The sequence below is a fragment of the Polaribacter sp. HaHaR_3_91 genome (genome assembly GCF_019278525.1).
Lineage (GTDB): Bacteria > Bacteroidota > Bacteroidia > Flavobacteriales > Flavobacteriaceae > Polaribacter.
Window position 1 is genome coordinate 3,779,362 of the sequence record NZ_CP058986.1, and the last position, 13,325, is coordinate 3,792,686.

Consider the following 13,325-nt stretch of genomic DNA (forward strand, 5'->3'; position numbering starts at 1 on the left):
TAAATAGATTTAAAAGAAAACAAGGATCCCAACCAGAAAAAGGTAAAAAAGTAGAATCCAAAAAAATTATTTTGAGCTATTTACATATGGATCGTGCACAAGGTCAAACATTAGAAATTTGGGACAAAAAAGAAGGTAGACTGTTAAGGTGGGGAAATATGATACAACATCTAAACACACTAACAGTTCAACAAGCCCTTTTATCAAGGGTAATCGTTAAATACGATGATAGAGATGTTTTAGATGTACATAATATGCCAAAAAAGTCTAATTGGAAATATCCAAAACATCTTGGTCATAAAGATATCATTTGGTGTAAAATTGTGGTAATGCAACTTGTTAGAGTAATTGGATTCATGGAGGAAAATATCTTTTATGTTGTTTTTTTTGATGAAAAACATGAATTTTATCCTACTGAACCGAAAAACACTTAAGTAAAAAACTATTGCCAACACCGTATATAATTTATTGCTGGCTTCTTACCTATTTGCGAAAGTCCTCGCGCACTTTCTTGGTCAGTAATTATTTATTAAATTAGTTGCTTAAAACACGCAACAAATCATATACAACAACGTTAGCAAACATTAGAATCATGTACTTTCCTGAAATAGGTTGACTAAAAATTAAACACTTAATTATAGTCACTTATGAAAACACAAAAACAACCTTGGCGAAAAAAAACGTACGAAAAAGCAACTTTAGAACTCAAATTATTCGTCGTTGACCAAATTCAGAATGGACAGATTTCCACAAACTTTGCTTCCAAAAAATATGATGTTCCTAGAACTACAATTGGGTATTGGATCAAAAAATATAGTACTTTAGTCCAACAAAATACAGGTATGAGTAAATTAGATGAGATTAAAAAACTAAAGGAACGTATTGAAGAATTGGAGTTTGTAAAGGAATTTCAACAAGATATTATTGCTGACATGGAAATCATTACTGGAGTCGATTTGTCAAAAAAGTCGTTGCCCAAAACATTAGCGAAAGAGATAGAACTAAAAAAGAAAAACCGTTTAAAAGAAAATGGTTCTATGAGTGTTTTGGGATTAGTAAACAAGCCTTCTACAAAAGACTCAAAACCCAAAAAAACAAACGACTAAACGATGAAAAAGTCATCGTAATGATACAAGAATATCGAAAATTAGTTGGTATGAGAACTGGCGGAATTAAGTTATATGATGAACTTAAACAAGACTTTATAAAACAAGGTATTAAAATCGGTAGAGACAAGTTGTACGATGTGTTAAGGCTTCATAATTTACTTGTTCCTAGGCTTAAAAACTATGTAACAACAACAAACTCTAATCATCAATTTAGAAAATATAAAAACCTAATTAAAGACCAAGTTCCTACTCGACCAGAACAACTATGGGTAAGCGATATAACATACATTAAAACAGACAATGGACACAATTACCTAGCAATCGTTACAGATGCATATTCTAAGCAAATTATGGGCTATAAATTAGATAACAACATGAAGACATCACTTTGTTCAGAAGCGCTAGAAATGGCTATTAAAAATAGAAAATACCCTGATAAAAAATTAATACATCATTCTGACAGAGGTTTTCAATACTGTAACCCCAAATACACAGCATTTGCAGAAGAAAATGGCATAATGATGAGCATGACAGAACAATATGATCCTTATGAAAACGCAATTGCAGAGCGAATTAATAGAACTTTAAAATATGAATATGGACTTAGAAATTGCATTAAAAACACTGCCATTGCTCAAGAAGTAACAAAACAAGCAGTATATATTTACAACAATTTAAGAACCCATTTTAGCTTAGAATTAAGAAAACCAGCTGAAGTACATTTAAATCCAAACATCAAATACAAATCATATCGAAGAAATAATGTAAATTTGACTGAACTAACAATTTGAAAACAAAACTAGTTCAAAATATTTTTTGCCTTCTAAACGGCTAAAAAAATCTTTTGAACGGTATAAATTAACCTAAAAAAAGGTCAACCTATATCAGTATAATACATCAACATTATTCATTCCTAGAATTCTATTCATAATTACGTAAATGGAAATTAACTATAACATTGTCAGTTTAATCGATATACTCGGATTAGTTCAAGGTGTGTTTTTAGGCTTGGTATTAATAATTGAGGGCAGACGCATAAAACCCAAGCTTTTTTTAGGCTTATTTTTAATTGCGTATTGCGCAGAACTCTTAAACTCAATACTTCACGATTTAAACATTCTTGAATCTGAACCTTGGTTGCTGTTTTTACCATTTAACTTTTTTTATTTAATACTTCCTTTATTCTATATATATGTTAAAGAAATTTCTAATATTAATTTAACTAAAAAGAAAATTGTACTCATCCTTTTGCCTGGAATACTAGAATTTATAAGTTATACAGTACTTTTTATGCTAAGTGTGGGTACAAAAGCAAAATTGCATAATTCAGAAAGTTTTTCTAATGTATTGTCTCTGATTGAAATATTATCATTTGCTTATTCAATATATTATATCTTTCTAACTATTAAATTCATTAATAAGCAAAAAACAAAAGTTGAAGAATTTTACTCAAATACAGAAGGAAAATTACTCACTTGGGCAAAGGGTGTTCTTATGTTTCTGTTTACCTTTCTGATTATTATATTGTCTTCACTTTTTTTAGAAGGAATATTTTATGATGATTACATCTATCCAGCCATTTCAATAATTAATGTCGTTTTTATTTTCTGGATAGGGATTTCCGGTATAAAGCAGTCTAAGCTTTTTGTTACTAAAATCGCTAGTATTAAAAAGATAGACCATCAACAAAGTGATGTTAATGAAACCAATAATAGATTAAAAACTAATAATAAAGATCATTATGAAAAGTTAATTGCATTAATGGATGATGAAAAATTATTTTTAGAGTCCAATTTATCTTTAGCAGATGTGTCTTTAAAACTTAAAATAACGCAACGGAATTTATCGGAACTCATACGAGACGAGTCTGACAAAAACTTTAATCAATTTGTAAATCATTATCGAGTAGAAGAAGCAAAAAAGTTATTATTAGATACTTCAAACAATCATTTAAATATGTTAGGAATAGCTTTTGACTCAGGATTTAGCTCAAAAGCAACATTTTATAGTGTTTTTAAAAAACACACTTCCCTTACACCTACATTGTTTAAAAACAACATATTACCACAAAACTACACGAGTCTATAATTATGTAATAAGTCTAGAAAACGGTTTTCTAGACTCAACAAGCCTTTTTTAAGACTTAAAAAATAGTCCTTGGCCGTATCTTTGCACCAGCAAATCAAGAATTAGAATTATGAAGACTAATAAACTGACTTTGATGGTAATAATCTTTATCTGGATTCTTTTCATTTCTTGGGAATTACTTGTAACAGAATGGAGTCTTATAAAAAACAAAGATGCATTTAGGGTAGACCTACTTATTATTTTTCCACTACTTCAGTTTATTACAATTTATACATTAATTAAAGTATTTAGTAAAACCAAAATAACAAAATAAATAATTGCGCAAAAGTGCGCTAAAAATTAAAAAAAATGAAAATTAAAAATTTATTTAAAACAGTAATTTGCTTATTAACTTTAAGCTTAACATTTAGTTGTTCTAGCGATGATGATTCTATGAATCCACCAACAGTTAATAGTAACTTTACAACTAATTCCAACACAGATTTTTTTATAAATTTTGATGGGACTGTAAATCTAATAGTTTCGGGAACTTTTCAAGAAGATAGTGGTTTTGGGACAGTAACAGACAGAGGTTTTGTTTATGGTACTTCATCTAACCCTGAAGTTGGTGCTAATAATACTTCAGGTATATCTGGTAATAATTCTGATGCAACAGGTTATATAGAAAATTTAACAAGTGGTCAAACTTATTTTATAAGAGGTTATTTTGAATACAGTGATGGCACTCATTTCTATGGAAACGAGATACAAGCAAGTACTGATGTTGATGCGAGTACTAGTAGAAATGTTACTTTAGATATAGAATCAGACGCGTTTTTAATTCAGACAGACTTTATCACAGTAACATTAAATATTAATAATGTTGTTAAAGAAATGCCTATAGAATTTGGTGTTGAATATAGTGTAAATAGCGATTTCACTAGCAGTAGTATAAATGCAATTGAGAATTTTGATGGTATACATAACGAAGGTACTATTGTAATTACTAGTTATTCTGCTGTAGCAGAACCTCTAATGTCAGGAACTCAATACTATTTTAGGCCATACGTAAAATATGCTGACAATACAGTAACAAATGGCGGAACTAGTATAGCTAATTTCGCTACAAACTAAATAGAATAAAACGTTTGCTAACAACGTATATAAAAAATAGCTAATTAAGCGCAAATCATAATGGTTTGCGCTTTTTTAATATCTTTAGGCAAAGAGAAAAGTATTGAATACCTAAACGCTACTTTTCATATACAAGACCGTTAGGTGTCATTTTAAAAATGTACTTTCCTGAAATAGGTTGACTAAAAATTAAACACTTAATTATAGTCACTTATGAAAACACAAAAACAACCTTGGCGAAAAAAAACGTACGAAAAAGCAACTTTAGAACTCAAATTATTCGTCGTTGACCAAATTCAGAATGGACAGATTTCCACAAACTTTGCTTCCAAAAAATATGATGTTCCTAGAACTACAATTGGGTATTGGATCAAAAAATATAGTACTTTAGTCCAACAAAATACAGGTATGAGTAAATTAGATGAGATTAAAAAACTAAAGGAACGTATTGAAGAATTGGAGTTTGTAAAGGAATTTCAACAAGATATTATTGCTGACATGGAAATCATTACTGGAGTCGATTTGTCAAAAAAGTCGTTGCCCAAAACATTAGCGAAAGAGATAGAACTAAAAAAGAAAAACCGTTTAAAAGAAAATGGTTCTATGAGTGTTTTGGGATTAGTAAACAAGCCTTCTACAAAAGACTCAAAACCCAAAAAAACAAACGACTAAACGATGAAAAAGTCATCGTAATGATACAAGAATATCGAAAATTAGTTGGTATGAGAACTGGCGGAATTAAGTTATATGATGAACTTAAACAAGACTTTATAAAACAAGGTATTAAAATCGGTAGAGACAAGTTGTACGATGTGTTAAGGCTTCATAATTTACTTGTTCCTAGGCTTAAAAACTATGTAACAACAACAAACTCTAATCATCAATTTAGAAAATATAAAAACCTAATTAAAGACCAAGTTCCTACTCGACCAGAACAACTATGGGTAAGCGATATAACATACATTAAAACAGACAATGGACACAATTACCTAGCAATCGTTACAGATGCATATTCTAAGCAAATTATGGGCTATAAATTAGATAACAACATGAAGACATCACTTTGTTCAGAAGCGCTAGAAATGGCTATTAAAAATAGAAAATACCCTGATAAAAAATTAATACATCATTCTGACAGAGGTTTTCAATACTGTAACCCCAAATACACAGCATTTGCAGAAGAAAATGGCATAATGATGAGCATGACAGAACAATATGATCCTTATGAAAACGCAATTGCAGAGCGAATTAATAGAACTTTAAAATATGAATATGGACTTAGAAATTGCATTAAAAACACTGCCATTGCTCAAGAAGTAACAAAACAAGCAGTATATATTTACAACAATTTAAGAACCCATTTTAGCTTAGAATTAAGAAAACCAGCTGAAGTACATTTAAATCCAAACATCAAATACAAATCATATCGAAGAAATAATGTAAATTTGACTGAACTAACAATTTGAAAACAAAACTAGTTCAAAATATTTTTTGCCTTCTAAACGGCTAAAAAAATCTTTTGAACGGTATAAATTAACCTAAAAAAAGGTCAACCTATATCAGTATAATACAAAAAAAACCTCCATTCAATAATGAAAAAAATCAGATTAGTAATTTCGTTAATTCTTATTTCAAATTTATTATCAGCTCAGAGTGAATCTGATATTACTCAATTTGATAAAGCACTAAATCAATTTCTTAATGTAAGAGATTTTTGTATTTCAAAAGATGGAAAAGAAGCATTCTTTACTGTACAAAGCCCTAATCAGGAAATTTCACAACTTGCTTATATTAAAAAGAATAAAACAGGATGGTCTCAACCAGAATTATTGCCTTTTTGTGATTCATATATGTATTTAGAGCCTTTTTTATCTTTTGATAATAATCGACTATTTTTTGTCTCTAATAGACCATTAAATGATTCTATTAATGAAAAAAAGGGTTTTGATATTTGGTATGTTGAAAGAGGTAACAATAATGAAGTGTGGTCAAAACCCAAAAACGTCGGGAAACCAATTAATTCAGAATTAGATGAGTTTTATCCTACTGTCAGTAAAAATGGGAACATATATTTTACAATGGTATCACCTGATGGTTTTGGAAAAGATGATATTTATTATTGTGAATTGAAAGGTGATAAGTATTTAAACCCTGTTTTATTAGATGAAAATATAAACAGTGCCGGCTATGAGTTTAATGCTTTTATTTCTGAAAATGAAGATTTTATAATTTATTCGAAATATAATGAAAAAGATGGTCAAGGAAGTGGGGATTTATATATCTCGAAAAAGGATACAAATGGAAACTGGAAAAAGGCCATAAACCTAGGAATTCCTGTAAATACAAAATATATGGAATATTGCCCATTTTATGATGAGCAAAACCAAATATTATATTTCACAAGCAAAAGAAATAATATTTATCCAAGAAATTTCGAAACTATTTCAGATTTTAAAAAATATATTAATGAAAGTAACAATGGCTTAAGTAAAATTTATAAAATCTCACTTAAAATAAAATAGTACTATTGCCAACAATGTATAAAAATAATAGCGGTTTAATCGCTAAAACGAAAGCAAGTAAGTATAAAAAAGGTCTGTATTTAACCGAAAAGTTAGTACGTCTAAATCCGCTACTATTCTTATACTAGACCGTTGTAAGCAAGCTGACCGAACCGACAAACTATGAAACTATGAAACTAAACCAATTAAAATTAAAAAACTTCAGAAGTTACTCTCAAGAAACAGAAATCAACATCTCAGACTTGAACGTTATAATTGGTAAAAATGATGTTGGAAAGTCAACAATTTTGGAAGCATTAGATATTTTTTTTAATGGAAAGCCAGACAAATATGATTTATGTATTTCAAATGATAATTCACAAATAGAAATAACTTGTGTGTTTGATGACTTACCGGAAACCTTAATCCTTGACGACACAATAAAAACTAGTTTAAAAGACGAATTTCTACTAAACGTAAATAATAAACTTGAAATTAAAAAGAAGTTTCCAATTTCTGCATCTGGCAGTGTTTCTGAGGAATCAGTTATTATTTGTGAATATCCTGACAATGAAAACCTAACAGATTTACTTTCAAAAAAAAGGACAACACTAAAAAATCAATTTGAAGAACTAAATATTAATTCAGAAGGAGTTAATAAAACTAAAAGCAAAGAATTAAGAAATACAATAAGAAATCATTTTTATCCTGATGAAAACATAACGAAAATAACTACTGAGATAAAAATTGATGGAAAACTAGACAATGAAGATAATAGGAAAAAAATATGGACTGGTTTAAAAAAATATCTACCAATATATTCTCTTTTTTTCGTAGACAAACCATTGACTGACCAAGATTCAGATATTCAAGACCCAATGAGAGAAATAATAAAGGAAGTCCTTAAAAGAGACAACATCACACCTTTATTAATTCAATTAAAAGAAGCTGTTCAAAATGCTTCAACGTCTCTAGCTGATGACACAATAAATAAATTAAATGAATTAGATTCAGATTTAGCCGAAACTTTACGTTCTAACTTTCCAAAAGAACCAACTTGGACTTCTATCTTTAAATTAACATTAGAAGATAACAGAGGTGTTCCATTAAACAAAAGAGGTAGCGGAATGAGACGTTTGGTCTTGTTAAGCTTTTTTAGAGCACAAGTTGAGAATAGAAGAACTGCCAATGCACCAAACATTATTTACGCATTAGAAGAACCTGAAACATCTCAACACCCAGATTTTCAATTAATGATTGTAAATGCTCTAAGAGAATTATCAGAGACAGATAATGCACAAGTATTTTTTACAACACATAATTCTAACCTTGCAAAAGAGATTCCCAAAAAATCATTAAGGTATGTTTATTCAGACAATGGTAATACCAATGTCGAAAGCGGTATAAATTTAGATGGAACTGATAATACAGAAATAATCGATAAAATAATAGCCACTTTAGGAGCATTACCCGACCCTAAAAATAAAGTTAAAGTATTAATATTTGTAGAAGGTGAAAATGACATAAATGGTTTAATTGGTATAAGTAAACTTTTAAATTCAAATGATGACTCAATCATTAATCTAGAAAAGAACGAATCTGTTGCTTTTATTCCAACTGGAGGTTCTCAATTAAAGTATTATATAGAAAAAAAATATTTAGATGGACTTCTTCAATCCCAAGTGCATATTTATGATTCCGATATTCCTGCGTACTTACAAAGTGTCGCCAACCTAAATGCTGAAAATAATGACAAAAAAATTGGTTATAATACTAGTAAATTAGAATTCGAAAACTATTTACATCACGAAGCCATTAACGAATGTTATCAAGATTTAAATATCACGATTAACTTAACAGAAATAATAGACACAGATGATGTTCCTGAAAAAGTTGCAAGAGCAGTTCATAGTGCAACAAGTGATACTAATTGGGACACAATTAATCCTGACCCATTAAAGACCGAATTGAAACAAAAGAAAAAAATATCAAGTGCCAAACGTCAATTAAACACAAATGCAATAACTAAAATGACAATTGAAAGGCTAACTGAACGTGGTGGTTACAATGAAATTAAAACTTGGTTAGATAAAATAAAAGAATTTGTAGACTAAAAAAGCCTGCTTACAACAAAGTACTGTGGTAAAAAACAAGTAAAAACTCATTAATTTTTCACTAAAACACTTCTATAATTATTATCATAAGTTAGTCCGGATTTAGCAATAGCAAAAGCCTGTTTTAGTAGCTTATTACAAACCGCTATTAAGGCTAGTTTTTTGCTCTTTCCTTTAGCGACTATTCTATCATAAATTGCTTTGCAAGCATGGTTATATTTACAGGCATTAAAACTGCACATAAATAGTAAATTCCGAAGTTTTTGATTTCCTATTTTACTAATTCGAGGACGTCCTTCCACTTTGTCGTATTAAGGGAGTTAAACCTGCATAACTACAAAGTTCACTTCCACTTGTAAAGCGATCAAAACCATCCGTTAGAACAACTAGCATTAGAGAGGTTTTAGGACCTATTCCTGGAATGCTTTTTAAATCTGTTAAAAGTTTCTGGTGTACTTCTTTTACTAAAAACAACAATTTATCTTCTATCGTTTTCATATCTTTCTGGAGTTCTTTTAAAATTCGTTTTAAAGACCTCACAACAGATTTACTAGGAATCCCTAAAACAGTTTCTCCATGTATTTTATTCTTAAGCATAGTGCTTTGTTTTGTATACGTAGAAAGGAGTCTAATCATTTGAAGGCATTCTAATTGATGTTTTGAATTACCTTTCCATAACTTTAACTCAACTTGTTTAGCATACTCACAAATTAACTTAGAATCGCTTTTATCTGTCTTTATTTTAGACAGTTTCATCTGAATAAACCGCTTTACAGATAAAGGATTCTCTACGGAAACTTTAACACCTTGTTCTTGCAAATAATAGGCTAACTGGTAGTGATAATAGCCCGTAGCCTCCATCACACAATGACTATTTACATCTAGTAGTTTTACGAACTTTTTAAAGCCTGAAATGCTATTTTTAAATTGGTAATAATTACCTAAAGAATCGGTAACATCAAAAAATAAATGACTGATGTCAAGTCCAAAATATTTTATATCTTTATTCATAAGAAAATGTTTTTTGAAAGGACATACTACGCGAGTTTCAACGACTTAAAATCGAGGTCTAAAAGCCTCATAGAACTGTACGAAATCTGTGTAGAAAAGAGAGGGGATTTTCAATGTTGACGAGATCTAAAGTCTCTCCGTATATAATAACCTTACTCCTCTCTTTTGTGCTTTCTGATTTATATGCTTAAATTTAGTCTTTTATTATAAAATGCTAACTTAAGACGTGTATAATTAATTGCTAGGTTCTTCCCTACTTGCGAATATTCCTGCGGAATATTCACGGGTTCGTAAAAGTTTGCTAACTTAGTTGCTTAACCACACAACAACGTTGGCAAACATTAAAATGAAAAAACAATTATTAATATTCGTCCTTGTTTTGACAAATGCTTTTGCTTTTTGTCAAGACACAAATCCTGAATTAGCAAAATATGTTTCTTTTCTAGAAACACAAAACACAAGTGCAAAAGATTATATAATTAACTTGTGGAAAAAACATGACATCGTTATTTTATGTGAAAGAAATCATGGAGAAATGACTCAATATAAATTGATATATGACATTGTAAGTTCCGATTATTTCAAAAAAAATGTCGGAAATATTTTTACAGAAATAGGTTCAATAAGTAATCAAAAAGCTGTGTTAGATTTTACTAAAACTGATTTTACAGATTCTAAAGAAAAAGAAAAACAACTTCTAAATCTTTACAGAAAAATTCAATGGAATGGTTGGAGTGCTGCTAATTTCTATTATTTTATAGACAAAATAAATACACTTAATTTTTCATTACCAGCAGATCAAAAAATAAACTTATTTGTTTCAGACGTTAAAGACCCTTCCAAAGAAAACCTTTCCAGTAAAGAAAATTTTTTAACGTATTTTAATGGAATTTACAAACATCGAGATAGCGCAATGGCAGAAAACATTATTCATGTTTATGATAGTATAAAGCTAAACTCTTCACGAAAAAAAAGTTTAGTAATTATGAATTCAAGACATGCTTTTTCAAAAACTTTTTTTGAAAACGATGACAAAAATGTTGGACATAAATTAATTGAGACTTACAAAAATGATGTTTCAAATGTATATTTAAATGGGTTAGCTCCAACGTTAAAAGTCGTTGAATCAGATAAAAATGAGACATATAAAGACTATGTACAAAGGCCTATACAGAATGGAAAATGGGATGCATCATTTAAAATTATAAACAAAGAAAGTTTAGGTTTTGATTTTAAAAATAGTCCTTTTGGAAATGAATTATTTGACCTTTTTCCTTTTATCAAACATAATTATAAGTATAAAGATATATTTACAGGATTTGTATTTTATTTACCGTTAAAAAGACATTATGAAGCGTGGGGAATTCCTAATTATGTAGATGATGATTTCATAGATGAATTTTATAAACAACAAAAATTCTTTTCAGAAGCAATAGGAAACGGAGAAGTTCTAAAAGAAAACTTGAAAGAAGATTATGATTATAATGAATCAAAATATGATGATTATATAATAATAATTGAAGAAATTAATAAATGGTTGGAAAAATAAAAAACGTTTGCCAACACCTTCTATAAAAAATTGCTATATTTGGTTTAAACTAAAACTTGTTGCTTCTTTGCAAACTTCTGAATTTCCGCTGGAAATTCCTCGTTCACAAAATCGCAACTTTCCATACAAAACAACGTTGTACAATATTTAGGAAATGTACTTTCCTGAAATAGGTTGACTAAAAATTAAACACTTAATTATAGTCACTTATGAAAACTCAAAACAACCCTGGCAAAAAAAACGTACGAAAAAGCACCTTTAGAGCTCAAATTATTCGTCGTTGACCAAATTCAGAATGGACACAACTACTTAGCAATCGTTACTCATGCATATTCTAAGCAAATTACGGGATATAAACTCGACAATCAAATGAGGAACGGTATAAATTAACCTAAAAAAAGGTCAACCTATATCAGTATAATATAAAAGGATTGCAACTGTAATACAAAAGAATTGCTACTACCCTACACTCCAATGTTTATCATAAAGTAAAAACAATTGCTACAAATTCACAAAGACAATACAAATTCTCATCAAAATAAATAATTGCATTACAAAAACAAAAAGGATTGCAAATGTAATACAAAAGGATTGCCATTACTTTACACTGCAATTTTATCACAAAGTAAAAACAATTGCTATAAATTCACAAAAACAACACAAAGCCATATCAAAATAAATTATTGTATTACAAAAACAAAAAAGATTGCAACTGTAATACAAAAGAATTGCCACTACCTTACACTGCAATGTTTATCATAAAGTAAAAACAATTGCTACAAATTCACAAAAACAACACAAAGCCATATCAAAATAAATTATTGTATTACAAAAACAAAAAAGATTGCAACTGTAATACAAAAGAATTGCTACTACCTTACACTGCAATGTTTATCATAAAGTAAAAACAATTGCTACAAATTCACAAAGACGACACAAATTCTCATCAAAATAAATAATTGCATTACAAAAACGAAAAGGATTGCAAATGTAATACAAAAGGATTGCCATTACTTTACACAGCATTTGCAGAAGAAAATGGCATAATGATGAGCATGACAGAACAATATGATCCTTATGAAAACGCAATTGCAGAGCGAATTAATAGAACTTTAAAATATGAATATGGACTTAGAAATTGCATTAAAAATACTGCCATTGCTCAAGAAGTAACAAAACAAGCTGTATATATTTACAACAATTTAAGAACCCATTTTAGCTTAGAATTAAGAAAACCAGCAGAAGTACATTTAAATCCAAACATCAAATACAAATCATATCGAAGAAATAATGTAAATTTGACTGAACTAGTTATATAGAATATAAATAATTTAAAAGGTATAAGTTAGACCAAAAAAGGTCAACCTATATCAGTATAATACATTTCTGATTTTACTGTTTGTGGTGCAGGAACCAATCCTGTTTTTGATTTCTTTTTCTCTAGGTTATGAGAACCTACTCTACAACTATTACTACAAAACTTTTGCACACCTCTTCTTTTAGGTATATATTCCTTTCTACAATAATTACAGATATAGTTTCTTGATTCCATTTTGACTTAAGCTTACATACGATTTAAGGTAAATCGCGATTTTTATATATTTTTTTTGATTCATTGCTTCCTAGAAAACACATTCTTCAATAAATATTCTAAAGCATCTTCTGTACTTAAAAGTGGCTTATGTTTGTGTTTTTTAGGCTTAGATACAATCGCAAAATCTTTCTTTAATTTATCAAACAGCAATCTTTGCTCTTCTTTCGGAAGTGCTTTTGCTACTTGATAAACGATTTCTGCATTCATATTAGAACACAAAAATGAATCTTTATAAAATTAAGTTGT

The 13,325-nt window shown here is 29.1% G+C and carries 13 protein-coding genes and 1 pseudogene; 11 read left to right on the forward strand and 3 right to left on the reverse strand.

Translation table 11 applies throughout. The features are described from left to right. The first annotated feature begins 71 nt into the window (after positions 1 to 71). From H0I27_RS15725 to H0I27_RS15765, 9 genes are all read left to right on the forward strand, one after another. Positions 72 to 434, forward strand: a complete 363-nt coding sequence (locus tag H0I27_RS15725; RefSeq protein ID WP_218731605.1) for a hypothetical protein — start codon at positions 72 to 74, stop codon at positions 432 to 434. 213 nt (positions 435 to 647) lie between these two features. Further along, complete coding sequence (locus H0I27_RS15730) at positions 648 to 1,106, forward strand: helix-turn-helix domain-containing protein (RefSeq protein WP_218754484.1); 459 nt, start codon at positions 648 to 650, stop codon at positions 1,104 to 1,106. Then, positions 1,052 to 1,900, forward strand: a complete 849-nt coding sequence (locus tag H0I27_RS15735) for an IS3 family transposase (protein ID WP_254713174.1) — start codon at positions 1,052 to 1,054, stop codon at positions 1,898 to 1,900. Before H0I27_RS15730 ends, H0I27_RS15735 begins: the two co-directional genes overlap by 55 nt. A 148-nt stretch (positions 1,901 to 2,048) precedes the next feature. Then, positions 2,049 to 3,197: an AraC family transcriptional regulator gene (locus H0I27_RS15740; RefSeq protein ID WP_218731606.1), complete on the forward strand. Its 1,149-nt coding sequence runs from the start codon at positions 2,049 to 2,051 to the stop codon at positions 3,195 to 3,197. Between the two features lie 348 nt (positions 3,198 to 3,545). After that, positions 3,546 to 4,310: a hypothetical protein gene (locus tag H0I27_RS15745; protein WP_179318813.1), complete on the forward strand. Its 765-nt coding sequence runs from the start codon at positions 3,546 to 3,548 to the stop codon at positions 4,308 to 4,310. 213 nt (positions 4,311 to 4,523) lie between these two features. Then, the gene (locus tag H0I27_RS15750) at positions 4,524 to 4,982 is read left to right on the forward strand and encodes a helix-turn-helix domain-containing protein (protein ID WP_218754484.1); all 459 of its coding nucleotides are present in this window, start codon (positions 4,524 to 4,526) and stop codon (positions 4,980 to 4,982) included. Then, the gene (locus H0I27_RS15755) at positions 4,928 to 5,776 is read left to right on the forward strand and encodes an IS3 family transposase (protein WP_254713174.1); all 849 of its coding nucleotides are present in this window, start codon (positions 4,928 to 4,930) and stop codon (positions 5,774 to 5,776) included. Before H0I27_RS15750 ends, H0I27_RS15755 begins: the two co-directional genes overlap by 55 nt. Positions 5,777 to 5,902: 126 nt before the next feature. Further along, entirely contained in the window at positions 5,903 to 6,832 is a 930-nt protein-coding gene (locus H0I27_RS15760; protein ID WP_218731607.1) for a BNR repeat-containing protein, read from the forward strand. 170 nt (positions 6,833 to 7,002) lie between these two features. Continuing rightward, positions 7,003 to 8,925 carry an ATP-binding protein gene (locus tag H0I27_RS15765; RefSeq protein WP_218731608.1) on the forward strand — a complete coding sequence of 641 codons (1,923 nt, stop codon included), beginning with the start codon at positions 7,003 to 7,005 and terminating at the stop codon, positions 8,923 to 8,925. Positions 8,926 to 8,975: 50 nt separating this feature from the next. Here the strand turns inward: H0I27_RS15765 and H0I27_RS15770 are convergent. Further along, positions 8,976 to 9,936 (reverse strand): annotated as a pseudogene (locus H0I27_RS15770) (IS110 family transposase). A 346-nt stretch (positions 9,937 to 10,282) separates the two neighbouring features. Here H0I27_RS15770 and H0I27_RS15775 point away from each other — a divergent pair. Next, positions 10,283 to 11,485 (forward strand): hypothetical protein, encoded by a 1,203-nt coding sequence (locus tag H0I27_RS15775; RefSeq protein WP_218731609.1) that lies wholly within the window; start codon positions 10,283 to 10,285, stop codon positions 11,483 to 11,485. A 959-nt stretch (positions 11,486 to 12,444) separates the two neighbouring features. Beyond that, on the forward strand, positions 12,445 to 12,804 hold the full coding sequence (locus H0I27_RS15780; protein WP_218731049.1) for an integrase core domain-containing protein: 360 nt from the start codon (positions 12,445 to 12,447) through the stop codon (positions 12,802 to 12,804). A 41-nt stretch (positions 12,805 to 12,845) separates the two neighbouring features. Here H0I27_RS15780 and H0I27_RS15785 read toward each other — a convergent pair whose 3' ends face one another. Both H0I27_RS15785 and H0I27_RS15790 read right to left on the reverse strand, forming a co-directional pair. Then, a complete protein-coding gene (locus tag H0I27_RS15785) occupies positions 12,846 to 13,037 on the reverse strand; it encodes a hypothetical protein (RefSeq protein WP_218731528.1) in 192 nt (63 codons plus the stop codon). A 60-nt stretch (positions 13,038 to 13,097) separates the two neighbouring features. Further along, positions 13,098 to 13,286, reverse strand: a complete 189-nt coding sequence (locus tag H0I27_RS15790; RefSeq protein WP_218731530.1) for a hypothetical protein — start codon at positions 13,284 to 13,286, stop codon at positions 13,098 to 13,100. Positions 13,287 to 13,325 lie beyond the last annotated feature (39 nt).

Bases quoted from the DNA above. Each gene is read 5' to 3' on its own strand.
- H0I27_RS15730 (WP_218754484.1), top strand. From the start codon at position 648: ATGAAAACACAAAAACAACCTTGGCGAAAAAAAACGTACGAAAAAGCA.
- H0I27_RS15740 (WP_218731606.1), top strand. From the start codon at position 2,049: ATGGAAATTAACTATAACATTGTCAGTTTAATCGATATACTCGGATTA.
- H0I27_RS15745 (WP_179318813.1), top strand. From the start codon at position 3,546: ATGAAAATTAAAAATTTATTTAAAACAGTAATTTGCTTATTAACTTTA.
- H0I27_RS15750 (WP_218754484.1), top strand. From the start codon at position 4,524: ATGAAAACACAAAAACAACCTTGGCGAAAAAAAACGTACGAAAAAGCA.
- H0I27_RS15760 (WP_218731607.1), top strand. From the start codon at position 5,903: ATGAAAAAAATCAGATTAGTAATTTCGTTAATTCTTATTTCAAATTTA.
- H0I27_RS15765 (WP_218731608.1), top strand. From the start codon at position 7,003: ATGAAACTAAACCAATTAAAATTAAAAAACTTCAGAAGTTACTCTCAA.
- H0I27_RS15775 (WP_218731609.1), top strand. From the start codon at position 10,283: ATGAAAAAACAATTATTAATATTCGTCCTTGTTTTGACAAATGCTTTT.
- H0I27_RS15785 (WP_218731528.1), bottom strand. From the start codon at position 13,037: ATGGAATCAAGAAACTATATCTGTAATTATTGTAGAAAGGAATATATA.
- H0I27_RS15790 (WP_218731530.1), bottom strand. From the start codon at position 13,286: ATGAATGCAGAAATCGTTTATCAAGTAGCAAAAGCACTTCCGAAAGAA.